The organism is Synechococcus sp. YX-04-1 (assembly GCF_030546365.1).
Taxonomy (GTDB): domain Bacteria; phylum Cyanobacteriota; class Cyanobacteriia; order PCC-6307; family Cyanobiaceae; genus Parasynechococcus.
Window position 1 is genome coordinate 182,089 of record NZ_JAUONZ010000002.1, and the last position, 25,190, is coordinate 207,278.

At 59.5% G+C, this 25,190-nt stretch carries 24 protein-coding genes; 8 read left to right on the plus strand and 16 right to left on the minus strand.

Annotation, left to right across the window (positions count from 1 at the left end; translation table 11 throughout):
- Positions 1 to 40: 40 nt before the first annotated feature.
- Positions 41 to 691, plus strand: coding sequence for a cofactor assembly of complex C subunit B (locus Q3Y53_RS04300; protein WP_303533216.1), 651 nt, complete (start codon positions 41 to 43; stop codon positions 689 to 691).
- Here Q3Y53_RS04300 and lptC read toward each other — a convergent pair.
- Positions 636 to 1,802 (minus strand): LPS export ABC transporter periplasmic protein LptC, encoded by a 1,167-nt coding sequence (lptC, locus tag Q3Y53_RS04305; RefSeq protein WP_303533218.1) that lies wholly within the window; start codon positions 1,800 to 1,802, stop codon positions 636 to 638. The two genes, Q3Y53_RS04300 and lptC, sit on opposite strands and share 56 nt — an antisense overlap.
- On the minus strand, positions 1,789 to 3,333 hold the full coding sequence (gene metG / locus Q3Y53_RS04310; RefSeq protein ID WP_303533221.1) for a methionine--tRNA ligase: 1,545 nt from the start codon (positions 3,331 to 3,333) through the stop codon (positions 1,789 to 1,791). The genes lptC and metG overlap by 14 nt, the downstream gene beginning before the upstream one ends.
- 86 nt (positions 3,334 to 3,419) lie before the next feature.
- Between metG and Q3Y53_RS04315 the strand changes: the two genes are divergently transcribed.
- A complete protein-coding gene (locus tag Q3Y53_RS04315) occupies positions 3,420 to 5,207 on the plus strand; it encodes an FAD-dependent oxidoreductase (RefSeq protein WP_303533223.1) in 1,788 nt (595 codons plus the stop codon).
- On the opposite strand, the gene Q3Y53_RS04320 is transcribed toward Q3Y53_RS04315, so the two are convergent.
- Genes Q3Y53_RS04320 through rpmG form a run of 3 tightly spaced genes read right to left on the minus strand, consistent with a single transcriptional unit; the run spans position 5,195 to position 7,690 of the window.
- A complete protein-coding gene (locus tag Q3Y53_RS04320; protein WP_303533225.1) occupies positions 5,195 to 7,225 on the minus strand; it encodes a ribonuclease catalytic domain-containing protein in 2,031 nt (676 codons plus the stop codon). The genes Q3Y53_RS04315 and Q3Y53_RS04320 overlap by 13 nt on opposite strands.
- Positions 7,226 to 7,235: 10 nt before the next feature.
- The gene (rpsR, locus tag Q3Y53_RS04325; RefSeq protein ID WP_006041316.1) at positions 7,236 to 7,457 is read right to left on the minus strand and encodes a 30S ribosomal protein S18; all 222 of its coding nucleotides are present in this window, start codon (positions 7,455 to 7,457) and stop codon (positions 7,236 to 7,238) included.
- A gap of 38 nt (positions 7,458 to 7,495) precedes the next feature.
- Positions 7,496 to 7,690, minus strand: a complete 195-nt coding sequence (rpmG, locus tag Q3Y53_RS04330; RefSeq protein WP_186572289.1) for a 50S ribosomal protein L33 — start codon at positions 7,688 to 7,690, stop codon at positions 7,496 to 7,498.
- A gap of 126 nt (positions 7,691 to 7,816) precedes the next feature.
- Here rpmG and pheT point away from each other — a divergent pair, with 126 nt between their 5' ends.
- Positions 7,817 to 10,240 carry a phenylalanine--tRNA ligase subunit beta gene (gene pheT / locus Q3Y53_RS04335; protein ID WP_303533301.1) on the plus strand — a complete coding sequence of 808 codons (2,424 nt, stop codon included), beginning with the start codon at positions 7,817 to 7,819 and terminating at the stop codon, positions 10,238 to 10,240.
- On the opposite strand, the gene rlmD is transcribed toward pheT, so the two are convergent.
- On the minus strand, positions 10,230 to 11,627 hold the full coding sequence (gene rlmD, locus Q3Y53_RS04340) for a 23S rRNA (uracil(1939)-C(5))-methyltransferase RlmD (protein ID WP_303533304.1): 1,398 nt from the start codon (positions 11,625 to 11,627) through the stop codon (positions 10,230 to 10,232). The two genes, pheT and rlmD, sit on opposite strands and share 11 nt — an antisense overlap.
- 100 nt (positions 11,628 to 11,727) lie before the next feature.
- On the opposite strand from rlmD, the gene Q3Y53_RS04345 reads away from it, so the two are divergent.
- Both Q3Y53_RS04345 and Q3Y53_RS04350 read left to right on the plus strand, forming a co-directional pair.
- Positions 11,728 to 12,222: an allophycocyanin subunit alpha-B gene (locus Q3Y53_RS04345; RefSeq protein ID WP_226423893.1), complete on the plus strand. Its 495-nt coding sequence runs from the start codon at positions 11,728 to 11,730 to the stop codon at positions 12,220 to 12,222.
- A 547-nt stretch (positions 12,223 to 12,769) separates the two neighbouring features.
- On the plus strand, positions 12,770 to 13,303 hold the full coding sequence (locus tag Q3Y53_RS04350; RefSeq protein WP_303533307.1) for a YqhA family protein: 534 nt from the start codon (positions 12,770 to 12,772) through the stop codon (positions 13,301 to 13,303).
- A 62-nt stretch (positions 13,304 to 13,365) separates the two neighbouring features.
- On the opposite strand, the gene Q3Y53_RS04355 is transcribed toward Q3Y53_RS04350, so the two are convergent.
- The 3 genes from Q3Y53_RS04355 to Q3Y53_RS04365 all read right to left on the minus strand — a co-directional run bounded on the left by Q3Y53_RS04355 (position 13,366) and on the right by Q3Y53_RS04365 (position 16,055).
- A complete protein-coding gene (locus tag Q3Y53_RS04355) occupies positions 13,366 to 14,313 on the minus strand; it encodes a molecular chaperone DnaJ (protein WP_303533308.1) in 948 nt (315 codons plus the stop codon).
- Between the two features lie 78 nt (positions 14,314 to 14,391).
- Positions 14,392 to 15,918: a DUF3370 family protein gene (locus Q3Y53_RS04360; RefSeq protein ID WP_226423890.1), complete on the minus strand. Its 1,527-nt coding sequence runs from the start codon at positions 15,916 to 15,918 to the stop codon at positions 14,392 to 14,394.
- Positions 15,915 to 16,055, minus strand: a complete 141-nt coding sequence (locus Q3Y53_RS04365) for a hypothetical protein (RefSeq protein WP_303533313.1) — start codon at positions 16,053 to 16,055, stop codon at positions 15,915 to 15,917. Before Q3Y53_RS04365 ends, Q3Y53_RS04360 begins: the two co-directional genes overlap by 4 nt.
- A gap of 18 nt (positions 16,056 to 16,073) precedes the next feature.
- On the opposite strand from Q3Y53_RS04365, the gene Q3Y53_RS04370 reads away from it, so the two are divergent.
- A complete protein-coding gene (locus Q3Y53_RS04370; RefSeq protein WP_226423889.1) occupies positions 16,074 to 16,259 on the plus strand; it encodes a hypothetical protein in 186 nt (61 codons plus the stop codon).
- Here the strand turns inward: Q3Y53_RS04370 and Q3Y53_RS04375 are convergent.
- The 3 genes from Q3Y53_RS04375 to Q3Y53_RS04385 form a co-directional block, all read right to left on the minus strand.
- A complete protein-coding gene (locus Q3Y53_RS04375; RefSeq protein ID WP_303533317.1) occupies positions 16,244 to 16,879 on the minus strand; it encodes a sigma-70 family RNA polymerase sigma factor in 636 nt (211 codons plus the stop codon). The two genes, Q3Y53_RS04370 and Q3Y53_RS04375, sit on opposite strands and share 16 nt — an antisense overlap.
- Before the next feature lie 111 nt (positions 16,880 to 16,990).
- Complete coding sequence (locus tag Q3Y53_RS04380) at positions 16,991 to 17,836, minus strand: DUF4922 domain-containing protein (RefSeq protein ID WP_303533319.1); 846 nt, start codon at positions 17,834 to 17,836, stop codon at positions 16,991 to 16,993.
- Positions 17,826 to 18,704: a SpoIID/LytB domain-containing protein gene (locus tag Q3Y53_RS04385; RefSeq protein WP_303533323.1), complete on the minus strand. Its 879-nt coding sequence runs from the start codon at positions 18,702 to 18,704 to the stop codon at positions 17,826 to 17,828. The genes Q3Y53_RS04380 and Q3Y53_RS04385 overlap by 11 nt, the downstream gene beginning before the upstream one ends.
- A gap of 76 nt (positions 18,705 to 18,780) precedes the next feature.
- Between Q3Y53_RS04385 and Q3Y53_RS04390 the strand changes: the two genes are divergently transcribed.
- The gene (locus tag Q3Y53_RS04390; RefSeq protein ID WP_226423885.1) at positions 18,781 to 19,509 is read left to right on the plus strand and encodes an SDR family NAD(P)-dependent oxidoreductase; all 729 of its coding nucleotides are present in this window, start codon (positions 18,781 to 18,783) and stop codon (positions 19,507 to 19,509) included.
- On the opposite strand, the gene Q3Y53_RS04395 is transcribed toward Q3Y53_RS04390, so the two are convergent.
- Complete coding sequence (locus Q3Y53_RS04395; protein WP_303533328.1) at positions 19,491 to 19,886, minus strand: DUF2237 family protein; 396 nt, start codon at positions 19,884 to 19,886, stop codon at positions 19,491 to 19,493. The two genes, Q3Y53_RS04390 and Q3Y53_RS04395, sit on opposite strands and share 19 nt — an antisense overlap.
- A 111-nt stretch (positions 19,887 to 19,997) precedes the next feature.
- On the opposite strand from Q3Y53_RS04395, the gene Q3Y53_RS04400 reads away from it, so the two are divergent.
- Positions 19,998 to 20,228, plus strand: a complete 231-nt coding sequence (locus Q3Y53_RS04400) for a hypothetical protein (RefSeq protein WP_226423883.1) — start codon at positions 19,998 to 20,000, stop codon at positions 20,226 to 20,228.
- Positions 20,229 to 20,262: 34 nt separating this feature from the next.
- Here the strand turns inward: Q3Y53_RS04400 and Q3Y53_RS04405 are convergent, their stop codons facing one another.
- The 3 genes from Q3Y53_RS04405 to Q3Y53_RS04415 form a co-directional block, all read right to left on the minus strand.
- On the minus strand, positions 20,263 to 20,535 hold the full coding sequence (locus tag Q3Y53_RS04405; RefSeq protein ID WP_303533332.1) for a DUF4090 family protein: 273 nt from the start codon (positions 20,533 to 20,535) through the stop codon (positions 20,263 to 20,265).
- Between the two features lie 47 nt (positions 20,536 to 20,582).
- Positions 20,583 to 24,209, minus strand: coding sequence for a methionine synthase (metH, locus tag Q3Y53_RS04410; protein ID WP_303533335.1), 3,627 nt, complete (start codon positions 24,207 to 24,209; stop codon positions 20,583 to 20,585).
- 63 nt (positions 24,210 to 24,272) lie between these two features.
- Complete coding sequence (locus tag Q3Y53_RS04415; RefSeq protein WP_226423880.1) at positions 24,273 to 25,187, minus strand: branched-chain amino acid transaminase; 915 nt, start codon at positions 25,185 to 25,187, stop codon at positions 24,273 to 24,275.
- Positions 25,188 to 25,190 lie beyond the last annotated feature (3 nt).

Consider the following 25,190-nt stretch of genomic DNA (forward strand, 5'->3'; position numbering starts at 1 on the left):
TTTGAGCAGGATGATTGCGTTCTGACAGCAACCTTCTTTGATGCCAGGTCCCGCCCGAGCCGTTCTGATCTGTGCGCTCTTGTTGCTGGGTCTGACCGTGACCAATGCTGGGTTAGCGGAGACGGTGACACCCGAACTGCAAAGAGCAGAGGTTCTGGCGGGGATGGCAGCGGTTGGGTTGATGTTGGTGGCGGTGCTCTGGACACGGGCCAATCCCAAATCAGCGGAGAAGGTTCCGTTGAAGGGAGAGCAGGGACTGGTGATGGCGGATCAGTTCAGTAAGGACCAACAACAGGAGCTGGCCTGGGGCAGCCACATGCTGCTGACAGCAACGCCAGCGGCATCAGTGCTCGTGCTGTGGCGCCAACAGGTCGTGTTGCGTCGAGGCCTGATCAGTCAGGACTCGTTTCAGCCAGGGCCGATCACCAAACGGGCCCTTGAACGTGACCAAACCATCTCACTGGTGAACACAACACTCTTTCCGGGCCGGGCGGAATTCGACGCGATGCTGCCGTCACTCCCTGCCATCGTTGTCTGCCCCATGGGCAACGAAGGAGCCGTAATCGTGGGGGGCTGGTCACCGCGTTGTTTCACCCGCTCGGATGAACGATGGATTGAGGGCTGGACCCAGAGGCTCAGAACGACACTTGGGGCCGGCGAGGTTTCTCCTGTGCTGCCGGACTCAGCTTGATCCTGGATTCAACCCTCGCTCCGGATTGGCCGAAACGGATCTCGCCATCATCAGAAAGCTTGGCTTCCATGCGTGATGCCCGCGTGATCTGCGCAGGCTTGGTTCGCTGAAGAACCACATCACCATCAGCCACAACCCGTTCACTGCGCCAGTTCCATGCACACCTCCGAGCCGTGAGCGTTTCCGACTTCTGCTCCACGCGACAGTCCCTGGAAATGATCACGGTGCCAGTGCTCTCATCAAGCTTGAATCCCCCGCCCTGCACTTTGCTGTTTTTCAAATCAGCCTGAACGGGTTGATCGGATAGAAGTTGCTTCGCCGAAAACAGCCAACGTGTGCGTCCGGCAGTGATCCGACCCCGTTCGCCTTCGAGCACAAGCATGACCGGTTGTTGAAGGTCGAGGTAACCCTTGCGGGTATTGCCATCCAGGCCCGATGCGTTGAGCGTTCGGCCATCACTGCGCACGGCCTCCACCGGACCAGGCGCCTGCATCAAACCGCTCTTCAGATTCCAGGTTCCGCTGCCACCGCGCACCACTGTTGAAGCAGCACTTGTTTCATCAACACGGTTCAGCTGGGTCGGGCCGCTGAACACCAGCACCTCGGTGTCCTGCTGGAAGGCCAGCTCGCGGGATCGAATTTGCGTCTGGCCATCGTTGGCCGTTGGCCGTTGATTGATCACCATCCGCGACTGCGATGGCGTCCAAATCAGATTGTCTCCCTCAATCGTCAGCCCTCGTTGGTTCAACTGCCGCAGCTGAACCGATCCTTCAAGAACGACGAGCTCTCCATCCCTCAACACCGTGGCGAGATCAGCAGTGATCCGGTAGTGCGGTTGATCGTCGCGATAGAGAACGCCCTCAGGACGTCGTGCACGGATGGTTCGACTGCTCAGGTCGTAACGCGCCTCGGGGCTGCTGAGATCCCAGTCACGGTTGCCGTCGTCGGTCCGTTGACTCAAATCCAGCGATCGAAACACGAAGGAAGGCGTGGGTTCAACCGTGATTGGCCGACGTGTCGTGCAAGCGGTCAGCAATGCACTCGCCACAAGGGCAGCCGTCAAACCACTACGCGACAACCGACCCAGCATGCTTTGTTTAGAGGGGTTCATCCAGTTCCAACCGCTGCATCACCGGTGTTGGCTTCGGCAGCGCAGAACCGCCGCTCAGCCTGCCCCAATTCAGCTGATTCGACCAGTTGTTTTGATCCAAGCTTTGCCCGAGCTGGGCAAGAATCCGTTCGCTGAGGTCGGGCAGCAGCGGGGCAAGCAGAAGGCCAACAATCCGGGTGGTTTCCAGCACTGCGAACAAATCTTCGGCAACGCTCGCCTCTTGACCGGGTTCCTTCATCCGACTCCAGGGAGCTGTGTCATTGAGATGGCCGTTCGCGGCAATTGCCAACTGAAGAATCGACTCGGCGGCTGTCTTGAACGCAAACTGCGGCATCGCCTCAATCACCGTGCTGACGGATTCCGCAGCCTTGATAGCCAGGGGATGGTCAGCACTTGAGGCTGCTCCTGCCGGGGGAACGCCATCATCGAACCATTTGCGGGCCATCGACGAGGTGCGGTTGAGCAAGTTGCCGATGGTGTTGGCGAGGTCGTTGTTGACGAGATCCACAAAGCGTTGTTGTTGAAAATCTCCGTCGTCTCCGAATTGGATGTCGCGCAGGAGATACCAACGAACGGCATCGGTGCCGCATCGCTCCAGCAACAATTCCGGGTCCAACACATTGCCAAGGGATTTGCCCATCTTCTGGCCCTCCCGGGTGAGGAAGCCATGGCCAAACACCTTTTGCGGCACCGGCAGTCCTGCAGACATGCACATGGCAGGCCAGAAGACAGCATGAAAGCGAAGGATGTCCTTGCCGATCACGTGCACGGAGGCGGGCCAACCGCAAGAGGCAAGCCGATCCAGTGACACCGCTTCGCCGTCATCAAGAAGTGCTGTGAGATATCCCAGCAGGGCATCAAACCAGACGTAAAAGGTGTGACCTGGATGGTCGGGTACTGGAAGACCCCAGGACACATTCACCCGTGAAATGGAGAAGTCGCGCAAGCCTTGGCCGACGAAATTGCGCACTTCCTGTCGTCTGCTGGCAGGCGCGATGAAGTCATCCCGAGCCACCAACTCCTCAATCGCGGATTGATAGCGGGAGAGCCGAAAGAAGAGGTTCTCCTCATCGCGCCATTCCAGAGGCTTGCGGTGGATCGAACAGGAAGGCGACTCGGCTTCGGCCGGATCGTCCTTGTATTCCTCGCAATCAACGCAGTACCAGCCGGTTTGCTTGCCAACAACGATGTCGCCGGATGCCTTGACCCGTTCGTAGAACTGCTCCACCAACTCCAAGTGGCGCGGGTTGGTGGTGCGCACGAAGCGATCGTGGGAAATCCCCCACTGATTCCAGAGATCGCGGTAGCGGCTGCTGACGCGATCGCAATGATCTTGCGGGCTCAGCTGCTGACGTTCTGCCGTGCGTTGAATCTTCTGACCGTGCTCATCAACACCTGTCACGAAGGTCACCTTCTCCAGCCGGAGTCGCTCGAAGCGAGCCAGGGCGTCACAGGCGAGGGTGGTGTAGGTACTGCCCAGATGGGGACGATCGTTGACGTAATAGAGCGGAGTCGTAAGGGTGTAGGGCATCAGAAAAGTTCGAACTCCGCTGCACCGCAGCGACGACAGACTCTAACGAGCATGCCCATTGCGCTCCACGCCAAACCACCCTCGCCATGACCCAACGCGACGTGGTGGTTTGGGGTGGTGGCTGCGGAGGCGTCGCTGCTGCTCTGCAGAGTGCACGATCAGGAGCGGACACGACACTGTTCACCCCCGGGCCCTGGCTGGGGGGCATGGTGAGTTCGGCAGGGGTCTGCGCCCCGGATGGCCATGAACTGACTTGTTGGCAGACCGGGATCTGGGGCGCATTTCTGCGGCAGCTGGAGTTAGAGGAGCCGAGCGGGCTCGACCAGAACTGGGTGAGCTGTTTCGGATACAGGCCGCAAACGGCCGAACGGATCCTGCAACGCTGGGTGGCGGCCGAGCCCAAGCTCGAGTGGCGTCCCCACTGCAGGCTCGAGCAGGTTCACGGCCAGCAGGGCCGCCTCCGTTCCGTGGAGATCAGCAGCGCAAATGGTGTCGAGACCTTCTCCGCCGATGTGTTTGTTGACGGCAGTGACTTGGGTGATCTGCTTGCCCTGTCCTCGGCTCCTTTCCGCTGGGGTTGGGAAGCAAAGGAGATCTGGGATGAACCCAGTGCCCCCGATCAGTGCCGGCTCGAGAGCGAAGCCTTCTTTCAACAGCAACCCATTCAGTCACCCACCTGGGTGGTGATGGGTCAGTTGCATGGGGAACTCGATCCGCAGCGTGCCGATGCGATCCCGCGGATTCCGTTTGATCGGAGCATCGCCAGCTTCGGCCTCGAGAAAACCATCACCTATGGCCGTCTGCCCAGCGGCCTGGTCATGCTGAATTGGCCCCTGGAGGGCAACGACTGGCACCAAGGTCTCGATCGAGCTCTCAGTGCGGATGCCGAGGTTCGTGCAGAGCTGGCCCAAGAGATGCAGGGGCACAGCAAGGATTTCCTCGCGGCGCTGTCGGAATGCAGCGGTGGTTGGATCGCTGCAGGGAACGCTTTTCCAGGGGAAGAGCCCAGCCTGGCGTTGATGCCGTACTGGCGGGAGGGTCGGCGGCTGATCGGTCGATCAACGGTCACGGAACGCGACCTCTTGCCGATGTCCAAGGGAGCCCAGCGGGGACCGCTACCGGTTGATGCCCAGGGACGCTGCACCAGCATCGCTGTGGGCACCTACGCCAATGACCATCACTACCCCGGTGAGGACTGGCCCCTCGCACAGAAAAGTGTGCGTTGGGGAGGGCGTTGGAGCGGTACGCCCTTCTGCATCCCCTTCGATGCCTTGATCTCAGAATCACTTCCCAACCTTGTGATGGCGGAGAAAGGATTCAGCGTCAGCCATATGGCCAATGGGGCAACGCGTTTGCAGCCCTTGATCCTCAATCTGGGCCAGGTGGCGGGGCTTGCAGCGGCCATGGCCGTTCGCCAGGACTGTGACGTTGGTGATCTGGCGGTTGATGCCATTCAGTCAGCACTGATCCACGAGCCCCAAGCCCCTGCGGCAGTGCTCCCGATCTGGGACTGGCCGCTTTGGCATCCGCACTGGGTTACAGCTCAGGAGCAGGGCTTGGCTCGACCTGAACACCTTGATGCGAAGGGCTGCCTTTCAGGCCCACGGGCCAGCACGCTCATTCCCCCCGGCGTGAACCAGGCGCCAAACCAGCCTCATGAGGTCGGTCTCAGTGGCGTGCTCACAGGCAACCTTCAGGAGGGCTATCAATTGCAAACCGCAGAAGGAGTCTCGCCCCTGATCACGCTGGAACCCGCCATTCACCGCTGGCTTTCCGCCTCGGATCACGCCGGCCAAAGGGTGAGTCTGCGCGGCGTAAAAAATCCATGGGGTCCGTGGGTGCGGATCACAGGGGTTCTGGATCAGGCCAACTGAAGCTGCAGCTCACCGCGTACGGGGTCAGCACGACCCACCTTGAGTTCAAGAGCGTCGCCGGGCTCAGCGGCTGCTGCAGTCACACAACCGACCAGATCCATGGCCAGGTCGCTGACATGAACCAGGGCCAATCGATCCTGCGGCCGCAACCAGCGCAGGAATTCGGCCGACCAAACGGTGTTCTGATGCTCAGCGAACCACACCTGCTGCCAGTGGCGTTGATCCTCCCGGCTGATCTGAATGGATTGGCGCAATGGATCATCGAGATCGTCGATCACTTCACCCAGATGCTCTTCATCCATCGGCGCAATCGCCGAAAGCTGGGCAATGATCTGGCGGTGGGCCACGAGATCGGCATAGCGTCGAATCGGTGATGTCGCCTGCACATAGGCCTCAAGCCCGAGGCTGAAATGGGGCATGGGTCGCGTTCCCTGCACGCCACGGCTCAAACAGCGCTTAATCGCCGCATCACGGGCTGGTCCCTCGGGGATTCGATTGAGTTCATCGCTGGAGGGCAGCTCCGCTGCAGGCTGACTGCGGAAGGGCAGTGGCAGGTTGTGCTCTTTCCCAAAGCTGGCCACAACAGCGCCCATCAGCAGCATCGCTTCACTCACCATCAGGCGGGAGGGTGACGGGTCAATCACCTGCAGCGTCAACGTCCCATCGCTGCGGCGGAAGCGGCCCTCGGGTCGGTCGAACATCACGGCCCCTTTGGAGCGGCGCCAGCGCATGCGCTGAATCAAGAGTCGCGAGAGATCCGACAAGGCTTCATCGCCTGGGGGAGCCAACTCGATCAGCTCATCACCATCGGTGTAGGTGAGGCCGTAGCGCGGTCGGATCCAGCTGCGCGCAATCCGTTGTTCCGCCACAGCACCATCATCATCAAGGTGGACGGCCACACTCAAGGCTGCACAACGCTGCCCGGACCGCAGGCTGAGTGGACCGGCTGCCAGCTCAAGAGGGAGCATGGGCATCACACCCTCCGCCAAATACAAACTGGTGGCCCGACGTTTGGCTTCCTGATCGAGGGGGGAGTCAATGCCGATCAGCCGACTGGGATCAGCGATGTGGATCCAGATCCAATCAACGCCGTCACGACGCTCCAGGGAGAGAGCGTCATCAATTTCGCGGGTTCCTGCATCGTCCAGGCTGTAGGTCGCCAGGTGCGTGAGGTCGATGCGTTGCTCATCCCCAGGCAGCTCTTCATTCGACAGAGCAACAAGGCGATTCGCTTCATCCACCAGATCCGTGGGAAAACGACGAGACCAGACGCTGCCTCTCAAACCAATGGGCTCATTGGGATCGAGCAACCCACGCACGATCAACCATTGCCGCAGATCGGCTGCATCGGATCCGATCGATAAGGGTGCCGACCACTGCTGGAGATCCAGGTCGGAGCCCACCGCCGCGGGATTGTCTTTCAGCAACTGAATCCAGTGGCTGAAGCGCTCATCCCAAACCTGGCCCAGTTCGAGGCGTTCATCGTCGCTGAGGCCTCGCTCCGCCCGCAGTAACACGAGCTGCCGTTGTTCATGCTGTTGCACCTGCCGCTCAGCACGGCGTTGGCGCCGAAGGCTGGCCCGTTCCTCGCAGGGGAGTGGTTGGATCAAGCGGTCTCGACGCCAGCGGAACAACTGTTGGCTTCCATGCAGCCAGGCCCACAGCGCTGCCAGACCGGCGAGATCGAACGGGGTCAACACCAACTCGCCCAGCTCACAAAGGCTCAGTCGAGCCATGCCCCCAGGTTGATCCATTTCCAGCAGCTGCCAGGCCTCGACGACGGCCCGTGCTGATGGCGCGCTGTCCTGCACCTGCTCAGGGGCAGGCAGGTCACATTGATCGAAGAGATGCTCAGGATCAATGGCAATCAGATCGCGCAGGGGCAGGCCCTGGTCACGACGTTGACCACCAAAAGAAAGAACCGCCTTGCTGCCCTTGATGGACAGAAGACGGCCGAGAAGAGGAGAACCCTTGAGAACAACCGCGACGGTGTCTCCGGGTTGGATGGAATTGTTCAACGCCCGAGGATCAACCTTCGGGGTTCACGAACGGCAGAAGGGCAACGATGCGGGCACGCTTGACGGCGTTGGTGAGATCGCGCTGCTGCTTGGCGGTGAGGCCGGTGAGGCGACGGGGAAGAATTTTGCCGCGTTCGGTGATGAACTTCTTGAGAAGATCCACATCCTTGTAATCGATGGGATCACCGGGTTTGATCGGCGAGAGACGCTTCTTGAAGAAGGAGCTGGACATGACTCAGGAACGGATGGAGTAAAGACGGACCTGCAAGGTCACTTGATCTCCTTATGGAGCGTGGCCTTGTTGCAGTGGGGACAGAACTTTTTGATCTCCAGCCGTTCGGTGGTGTTCCGGCGGTTCTTTTCCGTCGTGTAGCGAGACACGCCGGGTGAACGCTTGGCGGGATTGGACCGGCATTCGGTGCACTCGAGAGTGATCACGATCCGGACGCCCTTGTTCTTGGCCATAAAGGACGTTGCGCCGCAGGTGCGAAGCGAATTGACAAACATCGAGCTTACCCCCTGACCCGACAGGTCCTAAGCAGCTCATCCAGGGGGACTTCCTAAGATCGCGCGCTGTCTGGCTTAGATCCGATGCGGGTATCCATCTCCTGGCTGAAACAGCTGGTCCAGGTGAATGAGTCCGTGGACGATCTCTCCGAGCGCCTGTCGATGGCGGGCTTTGAGGTGGACGACGTTGATGACCTCAGCGCCCGGGCCCAGGGCGTGGTGGTCGGCCACGTGCTGGAGCGGGATAAACACCCCAATGCCGACAAGCTGAGCGTCTGCAGCGTGGATGTCGGAGCTCAGGAGCCAATTCAGATCGTCTGTGGTGCAAGCAACGTTCGTGCCGGCATCCATGTTCCGGTGGCAATGGTCGGAGCCACCCTCCCCGCCGTTGGCTTGACGATCAAAGCCGGCGAATTGCGGGGTGTCGCCAGCAACGGAATGATCTGCTCCCTGACCGAGCTGGGCCTCACGGATCAATCAGACGGCATCGCCATCCTTGATGAGCTTCAGGAATCGCTGCCACCAACCGGGGCGCCTGTGGCACCCCTGCTCGGACTCGACGACACCGTTCTGGAGCTGGCCATCACCGCCAATCGCCCCGACGGCCTCTCAATGGTGGGTATCGCTCGCGAGGTGGCAGCCCTGACCGGTGGCAGCCTGAGCCTTCCCGAGCTGGATCTGAATCCCAGCTCCACTCCGCTGAACACAGAACTGGACGGCTGCTTCTACTCGATCACCAGGATCGAGGGTGTGGATGGCTCCAAGCCCTCACCGAACTGGTTGCAGCAGCGTCTCGAGCGCGGTGGTGTGAAAAGCGTGAATGCCGTGGTTGACGTCACTAATCTGGTGATGCTGGAGCAGGGGCAGCCCCTCCACGCCTTTGACGCCGATGCGCTGGAACAACTGACCGGCCAACCGGTGGATGCGAAGAGCTTTGCTGTCCGTCCCGCTCGCGACGGGGAAATCTTCGTTGGCCTTGATGATCAGAAACGTAGCCTCGACAGCCGTGTTCAGGTCGTCACCTGTCATGACAGGCCTGTGGCCATTGCAGGTGTGCTGGGGAGTCTCGAGAGTGGCGTGACCGCCAAAACCCGGAACATCTGGCTGGAATCCGCCCTGTTTGCTGCGCCGCGGGTTCGCCAGTCCGCCCGGGCCCTGGGCTTGCGCACCGATGCCAGCAGCCGCTTCGAAAAGGGGCTACCTGTTGAAATGACCCTGCCATGTTCGGCCCGTGCCTCGGCCTTGTTGAGTCAGGAGTTTTCCTGTGCTGAGAAGGGCCGTTGGGTGGGCGGCACCGGGCCCGCAGAAGCGGCAGCGGTGCTGTTGCGGCGCAGTGCTCTGCATCAACTGCTTGGACCCCTCGATGCTGCTGATGGCCCGGAGGATCTGGATGACTCCAGCATCGAAAACTGCCTGTCAGCCCTGGGTTGCCAGCTCTCGGCCCATGAACAGGGATGGCAGGTGGTTGCGCCGCCCTCAAGACGGCAAGACCTGCAGCGAGAAGTTGATCTAATCGAGGAAGTTGCCCGACTTGTGGGCTTCGATCGGTTCGAGGCCCATCTGCCCGATCCGTTGGAGCCCGGTGCCCTCACACCGCGCCAGCAGGCAGAACGGCGCCTGCGGCAGCTGTTCTGTGCCACTGGGCTGCAAGAGGTCACGACCCTGTCACTCGTTCCTGGTTCAGAGCAAGAACAGCGCATCGCCATCAGCAATCCTTTGCTGGCCGACACAAGCCATCTGCGCACCAACCTCTGGGAAGAGCACCTGCAGATTTGTGTTCGCAATCTGAAGGCATCCCAGCGGGGGTGCTCTGTCTTCGAGATCGGCAACACCTACTGCGGTTCCCCGGAAGCCGTCAGCCAGACCGCCGTTCTGGGTGGGGTGATCTGCGGAGATCGACGCCTCTCCACCTGGGCAACCAGTGGCAAGCCACAGGCACCGGACTATTTCCAGGCCCGTGGCGTTCTGACCAGGGTGATGGAGGCCCTGCAGCTGGAGCTGTCAGACCGTCGTCTGATCGACGATGCACGACTGCATCCGGGTCGGGCCGCCACCCTGGTACTGGAAGGCCGTCCCTTGGGCTGTTTCGGTCAACTTCACCCTGCCGTGGCTGAGGAGCTTGATCTTCCTGAAGCCACCTATCTGTTTGAACTCGATCTGGTGCGACTGCTGGATGCAGCCACCCGCAGCAACCGCTGGACGCCGTCCTTCAAGCCCTACCCAACAGTTCCCTTCAGCGAGCGGGATCTTGCCGTGGTGGTCGACCGATCCAGTGCAGCTGCCGATCTGATCCAAGCCATCCGCAAGGCGGGTAAACCTCTTCTGGAACAGGTGGAACTGGTGGATCGCTTTGAGGGCGAGCAGCTTGGCGACAACAAAGTGAGCCAAGCCTTCCGTCTGCGCTATCGCGGCAAGAATGAAACCCTCACCGACGACAAAATTCAGCCCGTTCACGACAAGGTGCGCGCCGCTTTGAGCAAGCAGTTTCAGGCAGAACTCAGGAGCTGATCCGTTTCAGCAGCGCCAACGACTCAAGGTGCGTTGTCTGGGGGAAGAAGTCCACGGGCTGGAGCATCTCCAGCTTGTAGGGGCCTGATGGGCGGAGCAGTGCTTTCAGATCCCGCGCCTGGGTGGCAGGGTCACAGCTGAGGTAGGCCAGCACGCCAGGGGGGTGCTCAAGGATGCTGTCCACCACGCGACGATCAAGACCCCGGCGCGGTGGATCCAGCACGAGTGCCTGACAGTCCTCCAGCTGAGCAGCGAGGAGGTCTGCCACATCGCCTGCATGAAATGCACAGCGGGAGGAGAGGCCGTTGTGCATGGCATTCAGCCGGGCCTGCTCCACCGAGTCAGGGTTCAATTCCAGACCTTGAACAACAAAACCGGCTTTGGCCAGGGGCAGGGTAATGGTCCCCACGCCGCAATAGGCATCGACCACACGTCCGCCGGCGCACTGAAGCGAAAGCCAGTCGCTGAGCAGCTGAACAATCCGTTCCGCCTGCGGCGTGTTCACCTGAACAAAGGTTGTGCTGCTGAGGGAGAGCTTGATGCCGCAGAACTTGTCCTCGACCGTGGGAACACCTGCCAGGCAATGGGTGGTTCGACCGAGAACAAGGTTGTTGGCCGTGGGTTGAAGGTTGAGACAGACCCCTTTCACCGCGGGCCAACGCTGCACCCAGCTCTGCGCGAGGTCCTCAAGGCCTCGAAGCTGGGCATGGCTGCTGATCAAGGTGATCAGCACATCGCCAGTGGCGCTGGCCAGACGAAGCCCGAGGTGACGCAGGCCCTGGGCTTCGAGCAGGTCATGGTCGGCCGGCCACCCCCCTGCATCCAGATCTTGCTTGAGTGGTTCCACCAACGCGTCCAGGCGTGGATCGAGCACCGGACAGTGGTTCAGGTTGACGATCTTGTGGGTCTTCGGTCGGAAGTAGCCGGCTTTCAGCCGGCCGTTCTGGTCCCGCTTCAGCGGGATCAGGGCTCTATTGCGGTAACCAAAACAGCGTTCGTCATCAACAAGAGTTGCCGCGGGAGCAACATCAATGCCCCCGATTCGCTGCATGGTCTGTTGAATCTGCTGGGCTTTCCAACGGGTTTGGGCGGGGTCATCCAGGCGTTGCAGGGTGCAACCACCGCAGTCATCGGCAAGGATGCAGGGTGGGCGGCGCCGATCTTCGGAAAACGAGATCTGATCCACCCGTCGGCTCAACCAGCGCGACTTTTGGCGTTGCTGCAGCTGAACCGTGGCGCGCTCCCCCGGCAAGAGATCGGGAACAACAATCACCCAGTTGTTCCAACGGGCCAGACCCTTGCCGTCGCGGTCCAGGTCAACAGCCTCGAGCTCGATGGTGAGCCCCGGCCGAGGTTCACTGCTGTTCGGGCTGTCGACTTTGTCCATGCTCTCGGTTCCCTGCCATTGCAATGGCGTAACACCCGGGCGGTGAAGGGTCTAGTGAACGGGTCGAGACCACTAAACTCCACGAAGCCTGCCCAGTTCCATGAGCGTTGTCCGGGATCTCATCCTCCAGGCCGATGACGATCTGCGGTATCCCACCAGCGGAGAGCTCCGCACCATGGTGGATTTCCTCGACCAAGGCGCCATGCGCGTTTCTGTGGTCAAGGTTCTGACCGAGAACGAAAAGAAGATCGTCGACGAATCCGCCAAGCAGCTGTTTGGTCGCAAACCCGAGTACGTCGCCCCTGGCGGCAATGCCTACGGTCAGCGGCAGCGGGCCCAGTGCCTGCGTGACTACAGCTGGTATCTCCGTCTCATCACCTACGGAGTTCTTGCCGGCAGCACCGAAATGATCCAGGAAATCGGGCTGGTGGGAGCGCGCGAGATGTACAACAGCCTCGGTGTTCCGATGCCTGGCATGGTCGAAGCTATGAAGTGCATGAAGGATGCATCCCTATCTCTGCTTTCGGAACAGCAGGTGAAGCTCACGTCTCCCTATTTCGACTTCTTGATTCAGGGCATGCAAACGTCCACCTGATTCAAACCTCAACGTCCTCAAAAGAACCGGGCCTTCGAGCCCGGTTTTTTATTGTCAACTATTCTCGATTGAGACTATCGACAGGACTAGATACGAGTCTCATCTAGGACTTGCGAGGCACCTCTTTAGTCTCAGGGTGACAAGGCAAGACGCCTTCTGAGTCCCGCACTAATTCCTATACGGTCGGCAAGAGACTGAGCCCCATGCAGGCCTTCGAAGCACCAAAAAGACCAAGAAAAAATTGCGTACCTGTGTCTACAGCAGGTACGCAGACCTCAAAGTTCCCAAGAAGACTGCATTTTGGGGATCTCGGATGACCCCTGGACTGGCCGTGGACCGCTTCAAGCGCCTTCATGCAAGGTTTTTTCACGTGAAGAAGAACGTCCTGGGAATATATGCACGCAACAAACAAAACAGGGCATTTTTGGATTCTTGATGATTAGCGCTTGTCTCAGCCAAGACTTGCATTGCGGCTCGTCATGTGTCTCAGGCAAGAGTTGCGATTGCGTTGGTCAGACTATGGGCCAGGCATTGATCGGAATGAGCCATGGCCGCGCGATGGATTGAACGACGGTTTGAGCGGCTGATCTGGAAATTCCGCTTGATCAGCATTGTGCCGGTGGTGCTGAGCCTGCTCGGAAGCGTTGGTTGCTTTGTGATTGGGGCGATTGAAGTCTTCAACGCCTTTCTCGTGATCATGCGGCTGCCCTTCAGCACCAAGAGCGTTGCTGCAAAGACAATTGCCCAGATGGTGGGTGGGGTTGATTACTTCGTGATCGGCATTGCCCTGCTGATCTTTGGCTACGGCATCTATGAACTGGTGATCTCAGACCTTGATCCACGCCTTGAGGGTGGAGCGGAGCAGCACACCAACATTCTCTCGGTGAACAGCCTGCAAAGCCTGAAAAACAATCTGTCCAATGTGATTGTTGTCGGCCTGATTGTCGCTGCGTTCAAAAAGACCATTGGCTTCGAAGTGAACAACGCCACCGATCTTCTGGCGCTGAGCGGCTCTGTGGTCATGCTGGCCCTGAGTGCTTGGTTGATTGTTCGCAGCCACGGAACAAGCCATGAGTCATAAGGCACACGTCTCAAACAAGACTTATCCCAAGTCTCATAGTGCATCTAGAACGCGATACCTGGTCAACGGTTCCGGTACAGCTCACGCAGCAACCGATAGGCCTCATTGAGTCGTCGCATCGCATCGGTGGAACCACCCGCATCGGGATGTTCTTCAAGGGCCCTTTGTTTGTAGGCCTCCCGAATGGAGCTCAGGGTGACCGAGGTACCTGCTTGCGTTGACAGGCCCAAGAGCTTCAGAGCCCCGTGAACCGTCATCGTTGATTCAAGGGTTTCGAAGGAGGTGACCTGCCGGCTGCGACGGAAACGGTTTACGAAGCGACGGATCAGGGTCGGCATGCGTTCCGCCAATGAGGACGTGGCAAAGGGATCCTCCAGAGCTCCTGCCACCACCATCACCCGCCCGAGCGATGGATCACTGGAGTCCCACCCGGCACACAGCGTCTCAACGGCTGCATTTGCGGCAGACCAAGTGAATGGACGCCCATCACTCGCATCGGTGCTGGACCAGACATCACGCGCCAACCAGGTCATGGCGGCTTCAATCACTGTTGGGCCCGGAGCTTGGCCATACAGGGACCTCCAGTGCTCTTCAGCGGCAGCACTGGCCTCCTTTAATTCAGCGGGATCCACCGTTGAGACAAGGGGGTCGGTCTGCGGAGATTCCCGTTGCTGAGAAGAGCGAAGGGTCGCTTTGAGCTGACTGGTGCGCTTACTGACGAACCCCGGCAGATCGATGCCCGAGGAACCACCCCCAGAGGAAAGCCCAGACGCTGAGGTTGGAGTTTCTTCAATGTCTTCCGGATGGTTGCCAGTTGAGATCAGAACGAGACTGGTGACCTCATCGGACCTGCTCGTGGACGCTGGTTCTGCATCGTCCTTCAGGGGAGTGACCTCAGGATCCGAAGCTGAATCGCCAGGGTCGATCAGATCCTGCAACAACATTTCGAGCACGCGCCCACGGGAACGTGCTCCGTATTCACCCTTGAGCTGGTCAATCAACGCGACCATGGGCTCTGACATCTCCACGGAGATACGTTGACGTTTTGAGTCCTCGCCGCTCAAAAGTTCAATCCACCTTCGGGAAGGTTATCGGCCCTGAAGCTGCAGCAACCATTGCTGTTGAGATCGAATCAACTCGCCGTAACGCGGTGTGGTGACGGGGACCACCGCAGGCATCACAGGAGCTGGCTTCCCAGGAGCAGGATTCACAACAATGGGCTTTGTCTCAGGAGGTGGGGGAGCGGTTTTCGGTCCCACCTTCCTTGATTTGGTGTCCGCAATTTTTAACTGGGCGTTTCGCTGCTGTTGCTGGCGGCGATGAAGCACGGCCAGCTGCTGAACGGGAACAACACTGAGGAGATGGCCTGGGGTGGCATCGGCCGGGTAAACCAGACTCACCTTCACCGCCTTGCGAGTACCAGGCGCCAGGTTGAGATCAGCCAGGGCAAGACTCTCGCCTGAGCGCATGCCAACGTGAACTTCTTGAAGGGTTCGATCCTGAGCAATCTGCAGCGAACCACGAAAGGCAGTGAAGGTCTTCTTGCCAGAAACAACCGGGTGACTGAGCACGAGTTGATGAGGCCCTGTACCCGAAACATTGAGGGTCACGTCGTAGCGAACCCCATAGGTTCCAACGTTATTAAGAGCAGAATCGATCATCCGTGTGGTCAACGGATTGACCTGAACATCGCTGGTGCCGAAGTGATGCCGCTTCGTGCTGGTTAAGGGCACATGCAGTGGACCCTGGTCGAGGTCATGGCTGATCTCTGCCTTGTAAGCATCGCCAAGGGCAACGCCGGCCACCCGTGAGAAAACGCGACCCAGCTGAATCTCTCGAATCCGATTCAAGTAAATCCGCCCCGGGGCCAGACGCCCTGATTGCAGAACCGCAAAGAGATCTGAATCCTGAGCTGTTTGCTCAGCAGCAACAACAGCCATCGTGAACGGACCACTGCTGCGTCCCTTCAACAGGCCGTTGGCAATGCCACGGGCGGGGAGAACAGTGCGCACCACAACACGACGTCCTCCTGCAGGGATCACGACGCGTTCGGGCAACTTGCGATCCAGTTCTCCGCGAAGCAGTTGAACGGCGGTAGCATCGCCAGGACCGGTGTTCCAGGGGCGCTTCCCGAGGGGTTTGACCCCCATCAGGCGATTCGGGTGATACGGCGCTTCAAAACTATTTTTGACCGAACCACGGTCGAAATCCAGCGTGATCGGCGTCGATCCTGGATTCGTCGCGATCAGAGCCAAGGTCATCAAGCCCCGGGATCGTCGTCCCCCGAGCTTTGCCTGGTCTTGGGGGTAGTACTTGTGATGCATATGAACGCCGAACTCACCATTGAAGGTGTAGGCGGCGTTGCGAAGAGGCTGGTTCGACTCTGCTGCTACAGCAGAACCGGCAGCGGTGTTCACCAGGATTCCAGGTCCGGTGACGATCTCCGGTTGATTGGAATGCAGCACAGGGACGTTATTGAACGTTCCGTTGAGGGGGCGTGCGCGCTGACCAGCCATCAAGGCGACGTAAGCGTCAGCACGGCACTGCAATCCAAACTCAAGACCAGCAAGCGAGACACAGGTCAAGACCAATACCGGGACTCGCCTGAGACTCATGCGGCTTGCTGTTGTGGTGTTCGCAAGGGCGTCGACACCACGGTGTGGCTGTCGTGAGCCCACACCGTAGTTCCACCTTCTGCCACAGCCAAGTGATTGGAGAGTCGCACCAGACGTGGAAATCCGTCAGGATTCATGGGATTCGACCCGCTGACATGCTTCCTCCTTTCTGCTGCAGCACCAGCACCGATCACACGGCCCTGCGCCGCCAGCATCAGGAACGGAAGTTGTCGATGCTGCGGTTCTGGCGTGATGGTGCAGAACGGCAGCTGTCGGCCCTCAATGCCGCCATCAAAACGCTCCAAGAACAAATGGATCGCGACGCTCAGGCGTCCAGCTGAGCAGCGTTCAACTCTCTCGAAAGGCTATTGAGGCCGCGTTTAACCCGACGCTGAACAGTCATCGCTGAAATACCGAGCTGTTGAGCTGTTTGCCTCAGACTCATCCCATCGATGACGACCATCTGTAGGGCGCATTGGTCGTCTTTCTCAAGTTTGTGGAAAAGCCTTTTCACCCTGCTCCAGGCTTCTGAGCGTTCAAGCAACTCGATTCCTTCCAGCGTGTCATTGAGCAGATCGTCGTTGAATTCCACCCAGTTCTGCTTGTTGCGGTAATGGTCAACCACCAGGGCATCGGCTGGGCTCAGAACAGAGCCTCCGGAGCTGCGCATCATCCGCATGGCCCGTTCTTCAACGGCCCTTGGGAGTCGAATCAAACCGACTCTGTCACGAAGAAAATGAAGAATGGCTCCTCGAATGTGCGGCTTGGCGAAGCTGGGAAATGGTGCCCCCCGCTGGGCGTCGTAGCGGTTGCAGGCCTTGATCAGTCCCAGATATCCCACTTGAAGGAGATCGTCATTTTCTAGGCCTGTCTGCTGAGCGTAATGACGGGCAATGGGTCGAACCAGATGCAGGTTGTCCTGGATTTGAAAATTTCGACGCTTGAGGCAGGTCTTGTCCAATGGATGGTGATGAGTGCACCTACAGCCTTGGCAGAGACAAGCCAGCCACGGCATCCGTGGCACCACTGCACTAATGCGTCGTTGGTGACGTCTTTGTCACGGAGCTTTGATTCACCCGTCAGCGTCAACAACGGCTTGAAGCAGGGCCTCCGGTCCTGAACGCTGAATCCATTGCCGATCGGAGGCATCGGTACTTAACAAGGATCCGGCGAAGCCGAGAGCGTTGACGCTGAAACCACGTATCCCCTCCCTTCTGCGGCGAACGATGGCCATCCACTGCCTTGAGAGCAGCAGGTTGTAGGCCCCCCGGGGGCAGTCGTCGGTGGTGGGGTGTCCGAGACCAAGGTCATCTGCAAGAGCGAGATAGAGCTCTTGAAGCGTTTCACCCGTCAGGGTTGAACTGATCGCTGCGACTCGTGAACTGCGCAACAGAGGATCCTGAGCAGACATGGTTGTGTTCTGAGCACAGCGTCGAAACCAATCGTCCCGAGCACAGATGCGCTCCCCTGCTGCACGGGGTAACAACTGCAGATGCCGGTGCGGCTGACTCGCACCGGCATCAGGACCACTGTTGAAAAACCAAAGCCCCGTCGTCGTCGCATCAATCCGGGCGAGGGACCGCCAATCCTCCATGGACAACCAACCGGTCTGGGGTTGCCAGTCCTGGGTGATGAGCAACATGTGGGAGGTCTGAACTGGATATTTGTTCAGGATCACGACGTGGGAATCACCAATCCGATCAACCTCCAGACGTTGATCCCAGGGGAGAAATGGATTCGGCTTTGGACCAGAAGCTCGAAGGTGCTTCGGTGTGGCGCTGAGGAGATGCCGTAACTCAAAGCGGCTTCCTCCATCCCCCATGAGGTGGGTCAACGTGGTGTCGAGCGGCACCAGCGCTCCGGATGCACTCGCTGCAACCGTGACCTCCTTCGCTTTTCGAAGCAGTTCACTGGTCATGCCAAGTCAACCGTGCCAGCGAGGCTCCTGCGTAGTACCTGCCGAGGATGGCATTGAAGGGAAGTCCCTGGCGGGCCAGTTGCTGTGCCCCGGTTTGACTCATGCTGGCGCCGAGATGGCCATGGGCTTCAGCACTGACTTGCGCGTTTGACGCATAAAGGCTCTCCACAATGCCACCGCCGTAACTCAGGATCATTCCCCGAGTCTCCCGAGTGGCTGAATGACTCGCCTGTGTGGTGCTCTTCTCCCCTGCGAACACCTGCCAACGGGTTGTGTCCCCGAGGTGATAAGCGGTTGTTGCGGGTCTGGCGAGATGCGCCATCGCATAGGAGCGAGATGCAACGGCTTGTGCCTTCAGGGCTTCCTGATGCCAGTGGCTCGGCATTTCGGCGCCAACCACTGAGGCCACATAGGTTTCCAGGTCAAGGGAGACCACAGGGAGCCAATCACCTTGGCCTTTGACCAGTGATACATCGCCTCGATAGTGGTGCTGGTTGATCTGAACAGGCCCGCCTGAGCAGTGAATCTCCTGTGGGGTGGATGAAGCAATCCTTTTCCCCAGCTGTTGAGAAGGAATCACAGAGCCGTTCTGGTTGCGACACAGCACGTTGGGGCCTGGCCGGAAGGCTGTGATGGGACTCTGGCTGACCAAACCGACGCGGATCTCCAGAGGCACGTGATCAGCAACCGGCGGCACCCTGGGCACAACACCCGAACCAACGGTTGAATCGGTCTCGAGCAGCTCAAGCAGACTTGAGGGTGGCTGTTCAAGCCGCTGAGCGAGTGGCCGAGCCAACCAGCCGATCAAAGCGGCCATGAGCAGGCTTCCGAGCACGGCAGGGGGCCAGAAGTAACGGTGAAGCGGCACCAGAACTGCTCAACAGAGCCTCCAGCCGATGATGCCTGATTTCCGCTAGACGGTCTCCACTCCGCAGCAAGATCACATGGTCGAAGCAGCCTCGACCGACTGGATTGGCCTGGCCCTGGTGGTTGGCCCCGGTGGGATCGGATCAGCAGTGGCGGCGGAACTAAAGCAGTGCTGCCCTGATCTGAAGGTGCTGACGGCCGGACGTCATGGACCGCCCGAATCCTCACTGCAGCTTGACCTCGAAAACGACAGCGATCTGGATCGATTGAACACGAGCTTGCGTGCGGAGGGCCTGCCGCTTCGTTTGGTGTTCAACTGCAGCGGCCGTCTGCATGGGCCTGAACTTCAACCGGAAAAACGTCTTCAACAGGTCGAACGCTCCCAGTTGGAGCAGCAATTCGGGATCAATGCCATGGCTCCGATCCTTCTGGCCAAAGCGATTGAACCTCTGCTGCAAAGGGATCAACCCTTTCACTTTGCGAGCCTCAGCGCTCGCGTGGGCAGCATCGGCGACAACCGCACCGGGGGCTGGTACGGCTACAGAGCGGCCAAGGCGGCTCAGAACCAACTGCTGCGCTGTCTGAGCATTGAATGGGCCCGCCGCTGGCCGTTGGCCACCGTGAGCCTGCTTCATCCCGGCACGACGGACACAGCCCTGTCTCGTCCGTTCCAGAGCTTCGTGGCACCGGACAAGTTGTTCTCACCCGAACGGGCCGCTCAGCAGTTGGTGGCGGTATTGCTGCAACAGACCCCAGAACAGTCAGGGGCTTTTCTCGCCTGGGACGGTCAGTCGATCGATTGGTGAGTGTGCTGTTTCAGCTGCTCAAGGCTGACCACGGTCAGGGCCGTGTCTTCCGTTGCTTCCAAGCGCACCAACGGCGCGACGCCATCTTCGTAGGCCTGCTTCCAGCGCGGCGCACAGACGCACCAGTGGTCCCCCGGTTGCAAGCCCGGGAACTGAAAGGCGGGCATCGGAGTGGTCAGGTCATTGCCCTGGGCCTTGCTGTAATTGAGAAATTGCTCGGTCATCACGCAACAGATGCTGTGCTGGCCGAGATCGGATGGATCGGTTTGGCAGAGACCATTGCGGTACCAACCCGTCATCGGCTCGCAACTGCAACTTTGCAGTGGGTCGCCAAGAACGTTCCTGGCCGGCGGAAATTCGGGGCTATTGCTGGACATCTGAGCGCTGAATTAAGGGGGAGTCTGCCCAAGGACTGGCACATTTTGACTTCAGACGGTTGACGAACCCCTGGGGGAGCGGGTTAAAGGTCATTCAGTCATGTCCACTCGATGGATTGGGAGTTCACTGAAGACGCCGCGTTTCTGGCGCTCTGCGATGCGTTTCGCGAGAGCGGCGAAAGCTCGGCGATCGAGTTCCTGGCCAATGGAGAGGGAGCCTTTCATTTCCAGGACCTAGCCCAGAACGCTGCTGGCGAAGGCCTTGATCTGAGCGAGTCCAATGCCCTGGAATCGTTTCAGCAAGAGGTGATCGACACTATGGAGAAGCTCTGCCAGGAATGAGCCCGGCAGAGGCTGTGCCTCGGTCAGCAGGAGATCATCCGTAGAAGAAAGCGATCTCCTTGTCCTTCAGACCGTCCCATCCGGCCTCCTGGAGCCTCTGATTGAGCGTTTCCTGGTCGAAATGCTTGGCTCCGGTCTTGACCACCCGGTTGCGCATCGATTTCAGAACACCGCTGCGAGTGCGCTGACTTTCCAGATCCATCACCTGGTTGTAGAGAGCGAGCATCGCTTCAGGGATTGGACTTCCATCGAGATCGACACCCGCTTTGATGGCGGCATCGACTCCATCCGGTCCGGCAATGGCCATGGTGAGCAGAAACAGGGCGCCTAAGGCTATGGGACGCTCCTCAGGGCTTAGGCGCTGAAGTAACGCGCCTGGGAGTGGAGAGCCACCAGTGCTGTGGTGCTTTGCTCCGGTTCGAGCTGGTCGCTCGCATCCATGCTGAGACCGATACGGTCGGCGCCGAGCCATTCCAGCTGCTGCCTGGAATCAGCCACGTTGGGGCAGGCGGGGTAGCCGAAGGAGTAACGACTACCGCGATAACGCTGTGCCAGCACATCCCGCAGTGCCATGCCATCAGGATCAGCGAAGCCAAGTTCGGCGCGAATGCGTGCGTGCACCCATTCAGCCATCGCTTCGGCCATCTGCACCGCAAGGCCGTGGAAATAGAGGTAGTCGCTGTAGCGATCGCCCTTGAACAACTCCTGAGCCACAACGGAGGCCTTCTGCCCCATGGTCACGGCCTGCATCGGCAGAACGTCCGTAGGGCGTCCATCAGAGTCCAGATCGTTGAAGAAATCGGCAATGCAGTAGCGGTTGCCAGACCGCTGACGGGGAAGTTCGAAACGTCCGAGTTCCCGCTTGCCATCGACATCGAACACCCGAAGGCTGTTGCCATCGCGTCCGGCAGGGAAGTAGCCGTACACCGCCCGGGGGGTCAGCAGTGACTCGTCGATACAACGCTGCATCCACTCCTGCAGCACGGGCTCTGCCTTCTCCGCGAGCATCGCCTCGTAATCGTCCCGGCTCTGTTCCTTGGTTTTGCGGAGCATCCACTGGCCAGCGAAGAGAGCATTGCGGTCCAGGTAGTGGAAGACCTCAGCGATGTCGATGTCGACCTCGGTGATCACAGCAGAACCCAGGAAGGGAGGCACTGGTGCGGTTTCAGAAGGGACGGCGTCAGAACGATCTGAGCTCACCGGCGGCAGATCCGCTGCTGGAGCATCCGTTGTAGAAGCGGAGGACTCCTCAGCGGTCTCGGAGGTTGTCGACTCTTCATCCAGGCCGACGCCTTGGGGGGCATCAACCAGAAAGCCCTTGGTGTTGCTCCAGTTGTCGCTCCGCTTCGCGTCCATCAACGCATCCATGAAGCGCAAATCAGCGAAGGCATCACGGCCGTAGATCACCTTGCCGTCATAAACCTCGCGGCAGTCCTTATTCACAAAGCGCGGCGTCAGGGCCGCACCGCCGAGGATCACAGGAACATCGATGCCCGCATCGTTGAAGGCCTGGAGGTTGTCCTTCATGAAAGCCGTGGATTTCACCAGCAGACCGCTCATGGCGATGCAATCGGCCTGATGCTCACGCTGGGCCTCAACGATCGCGTCACAGCTCTGCTTGATGCCGAGGTTGATCACCTCAAAGCCGTTGTTGGTAAGGATGATGTCCACCAGGTTCTTGCCGATGTCGTGGACATCACCCTTGACCGTGGCGATCAGGAACTTGCCCTTGCTCGTGCTCTGACCCTCGCCTTTTTCCATGTGCGGCTCGAGGTGAGCCACGGCGGATTTCATCGTCTCGGCGCTTTGCAGCACGAAGGGGAGCTGCATCTGGCCGCTGCCGAACAATTCACCCACCACCTTCATGCCATCGAGCAAGAAAGTGTTGATGATCTGCAGAGGGGGATAGGTCTGCAGCGCCTCGTCCAGGGAGGGCTCAAGGCCGATGCGCTCACCATCAATGATGTGCTGCTTGAGCCGCTCCTCAATCGGCAGATCGGCCAGTGAGGGGCCTGAAGCACGGGCTTCCTTGGTGCTGACTCCCTCGAACAACTTGGTGAGTTCAGTCAGCGGGTCGTAGACGCAGATGCCGTCCTCGAAACGGCGGTTGTCATTGATCAAATCCCGACACACCTTCTGGTGGTCATCGCTGATCTTGATCAACGGAAGAATCTTGGCGGGGCTGACGATGGCCGAGTCCATGCCGGCCTCACAGCAATCGTGGAGGAAGACCGAATTGAGGGTGATCCTGGCCGCCGGTGACAAGCCGAAACTCACATTGCTGACCCCGAGCACCACGTGCACACCAGGGAGGTTGTCCCGGATCATCCGGATGGCATCCACGGTGGCGCGACCATTCAGACGGTCTTCCTCGATTCCAGTGGAGATGGGAAGTGCCAGGGGGTCATAAAAGATCTCGTGGGCCGGTATCCCGAACTCCAGGGCATCGCGATAGGCCCGCTGGGCGATGGCGAACTTCTTCTCGGCCGTTCTGGCCATACCGTCTTCGTCGATCGTGCCGACCACCACAGCGGCGCCATAGCGGCGGGCAAGCTCCAAAACCTTGAAGAAGCGCTCGTCACCGTCTTCGTAGTTGGTGGAGTTGAGGATGCACTTGCCCCCTGCCACCTTCAGGCCCGCCTCCATCTTCTGCCACTCGGTGGAGTCGAGCATCAGGGGCAGGTTGACGTTGGTGACCAGACGGCTCACCAAGTCGTGCATATCCCGTTCGCCATCGCGACCGACGTAGTCGACGTTGACATCGAGCACGTGGGCGTTTTCCTTCACCTGGCCACGGGCCACCGACACCAGCCCGTCCCAGTCTTCCTCTGCCAACAGTTCGCGGACCTTGCGGCTGCCGCTGGCATTGAGCCGCTCACCAATGATCAGGAAAGAGTTGTCCTGGTGGTAAGGCGTAACGCCATAGATCGATGACGCGGCGGGCTCGTAATTGAGGCTAGGGCGCACATCTTCCGCGCTGGCGAGATCCCAGCGGGAGGGGCGCTGTGCAGGCTTGAGCTCCTGCGCCAGTTCCGCCAGGCTGCCGATGTGGGCGGGAGTGGTGCCGCAGCAACCACCGATCACCTGCACGCCGAGGTCTTCAACGAAGTGCATCAGCTGCATCTTCAGCTCCACCGGCGTAAGGCGGTAATGGGCCACACCGCCAACGTTTTCTGGCAGACCTGCATTGGGAATGCAGCTGACAGTGAAGGGGGAATGCTCGGAGAGATAGCGAATGTGCTCCTTCATCTGCTCCGGACCGGTGGCGCAGTTCAGGCCAAGAATGTCGATCGGGAACGGCTCAAGGATCGACACCACGGCAGCGATGTCCGTGCCAACAAGCATGGTGCCCGTGGTTTCCATCGTCACCGACACCATCAGGGCCCGCCGCTCACCAGTGGCGGCAAAGGCTTCTTCGATGCCCTGGAGAGCTGCCTTGATCTGCAGCACGTCCTGACAGGTTTCGACGATGAACAGGTCGACGTTGCCGGCGATCAGTCCCTCAGCCTGCTCGCGGAACGAGTCCCGCATGGTGTCGAAATCGATGTGGCCGAGGGTGGGCAGCTTGGTGGTGGGTCCCATGGACCCCGCCACGAAGCGTGGCTTCTCAGGGGTGCTGAATTCATCAGCAATCTCCCGTGCCAGCTCGGCTGCCCGCTTGTTCAGCTCGAAGGCCTTGTCCTCCAGGCCGTACTCCGCCAGGACGATTGATGCAGCCCCGAAGGTGTCGGTCTCGATGACATCGCAGCCCACCTCGAGGAACTGGCGATGCACAGCCTTAACCGCATCCGGTTTGGTGACCGCAAGGTTCTCGTTGCAGCCCTCCAGCTCAGGACCACCGAAATCATCAGCGGTCAGCCCCAGACCCTGAAGACTGGTGCCTGTGGCGCCGTCGAACACCAACACAGGGCGCTGCGGCCCATGCAGGTACTTGAGGAATGCAGAGGTGGTGGCTTGCCGATCTGCCTGCGTCACCACCATCCATTCACCCCAGGAGAAGCACCGATCTTAAGAAAAGCTCAGGACGAACTTCAGGCTGTTCCTTCAGGAGATCGGAATGCGAGTCACCCAGTGCTCATAGGCGGGGTCTCGCCCTTCGGTGATCCCCACGAGCTTGGCCTTCAGCGCATCCATCACAGGGCGCTTGGCATTCAGCACCGTGGATTCGATCTGACGGATCGGCGTCACCTTGGCGGCCGTGCCGGAAAGGAATACTTCATCGGCGATGAACAATTCGGTTTTGTCGACCGGACGTTCAATCACAGGAATATCCATCGCTTTGGCCAGCTCAATCACGCTGGCGCGGGTGATGCCCTCGAGGATGTCTTGATCAACTCCAGGCGTGATCAGCTGGCCATCACGCACCAGAAAAAGGTTCATGCCACTGGCTTCACTGATCTTGCCGCGACTGTTTAACAGCAGTGCTTCGTCGAAACCGCTCTGAACGGCTTCCGTCTTGGCCAGCGAACTGGTGATGTAGGCGCCAGAGATCTTGCCGCGTAGCGGCAGGGAACGGTCCTCCTGGCGGGTCCAACTGCTGATTCGGCAGCTCACCCCCTCCGGGGACAAGTAATCCCCCAAGGGAAGGCCGTAAATCAGGAAATCGGTCTCAATGTTGTGAAGGCGCGGGGCAATGCCCAGATCGCTGGTGTAAACGAAGGGCCGCAGATAGATCGGCTGGTCAGGCTTGTTGGCCTGCAGCATCGCGGTGAGGGCTGAGAGGATCGTCTCCTCACTGAGATCCGTGAGCAGCAACCTGGCGCTCTGGCTGAGACGTCGGGCATGACGATCAGCGCGGAACAACAGCATGGTGTTGCTGTTCTCGGGATCGGGTATGGCACGCATGCCGCCGAAGGCACCGGTGCCGTAGTGCAACGCATGGGTGGCAATGGAGATCCTGGCCTCCTCGAAGGGAACGCACTGGCCCTGGAACCAGGCATAGGGCAGGAACTGATGCATCAC

What these genes read in the sequence shown, in the direction of transcription:
- metH (WP_303533335.1), bottom strand. Translation starts at nt 24,209, where the DNA reads ATGGTGGTGACGCAGGCAGATCGGCAAGCCACCACCTCTGCATTCCTC.
- rlmD (WP_303533304.1), bottom strand. Translation starts at nt 11,627, where the DNA reads ATGGACAAAGTCGACAGCCCGAACAGCAGTGAACCTCGGCCGGGGCTC.
- Q3Y53_RS04415 (WP_226423880.1), bottom strand. Translation starts at nt 25,187, where the DNA reads ATGCATCAGTTCCTGCCCTATGCCTGGTTCCAGGGCCAGTGCGTTCCC.
- Q3Y53_RS04405 (WP_303533332.1), bottom strand. Translation starts at nt 20,535, where the DNA reads ATGGCCATTGCCGGACCGGATGGAGTCGATGCCGCCATCAAAGCGGGT.
- Q3Y53_RS04355 (WP_303533308.1), bottom strand. Translation starts at nt 14,313, where the DNA reads ATGGTCGCGTTGATTGACCAGCTCAAGGGTGAATACGGAGCACGTTCC.
- metG (WP_303533221.1), bottom strand. Translation starts at nt 3,333, where the DNA reads ATGCCCTACACCCTTACGACTCCGCTCTATTACGTCAACGATCGTCCC.
- pheT (WP_303533301.1), top strand. Translation starts at nt 7,817, where the DNA reads ATGCGGGTATCCATCTCCTGGCTGAAACAGCTGGTCCAGGTGAATGAG.
- Q3Y53_RS04360 (WP_226423890.1), bottom strand. Translation starts at nt 15,918, where the DNA reads ATGAGTCTCAGGCGAGTCCCGGTATTGGTCTTGACCTGTGTCTCGCTT.
- rpmG (WP_186572289.1), bottom strand. Translation starts at nt 7,690, where the DNA reads ATGGCCAAGAACAAGGGCGTCCGGATCGTGATCACTCTCGAGTGCACC.
- Q3Y53_RS04380 (WP_303533319.1), bottom strand. Translation starts at nt 17,836, where the DNA reads ATGACCAGTGAACTGCTTCGAAAAGCGAAGGAGGTCACGGTTGCAGCG.
- Q3Y53_RS04365 (WP_303533313.1), bottom strand. Translation starts at nt 16,055, where the DNA reads ATGAATCCTGACGGATTTCCACGTCTGGTGCGACTCTCCAATCACTTG.
- Q3Y53_RS04350 (WP_303533307.1), top strand. Translation starts at nt 12,770, where the DNA reads ATGGCCGCGCGATGGATTGAACGACGGTTTGAGCGGCTGATCTGGAAA.
- Q3Y53_RS04390 (WP_226423885.1), top strand. Translation starts at nt 18,781, where the DNA reads ATGGTCGAAGCAGCCTCGACCGACTGGATTGGCCTGGCCCTGGTGGTT.
- Q3Y53_RS04345 (WP_226423893.1), top strand. Translation starts at nt 11,728, where the DNA reads ATGAGCGTTGTCCGGGATCTCATCCTCCAGGCCGATGACGATCTGCGG.
- Q3Y53_RS04370 (WP_226423889.1), top strand. Translation starts at nt 16,074, where the DNA reads ATGCTTCCTCCTTTCTGCTGCAGCACCAGCACCGATCACACGGCCCTG.
- Q3Y53_RS04400 (WP_226423883.1), top strand. Translation starts at nt 19,998, where the DNA reads ATGGATTGGGAGTTCACTGAAGACGCCGCGTTTCTGGCGCTCTGCGAT.
- Q3Y53_RS04395 (WP_303533328.1), bottom strand. Translation starts at nt 19,886, where the DNA reads ATGTCCAGCAATAGCCCCGAATTTCCGCCGGCCAGGAACGTTCTTGGC.
- rpsR (WP_006041316.1), bottom strand. Translation starts at nt 7,457, where the DNA reads ATGTCCAGCTCCTTCTTCAAGAAGCGTCTCTCGCCGATCAAACCCGGT.
- Q3Y53_RS04315 (WP_303533223.1), top strand. Translation starts at nt 3,420, where the DNA reads ATGACCCAACGCGACGTGGTGGTTTGGGGTGGTGGCTGCGGAGGCGTC.
- Q3Y53_RS04300 (WP_303533216.1), top strand. Translation starts at nt 41, where the DNA reads ATGCCAGGTCCCGCCCGAGCCGTTCTGATCTGTGCGCTCTTGTTGCTG.
- lptC (WP_303533218.1), bottom strand. Translation starts at nt 1,802, where the DNA reads ATGAACCCCTCTAAACAAAGCATGCTGGGTCGGTTGTCGCGTAGTGGT.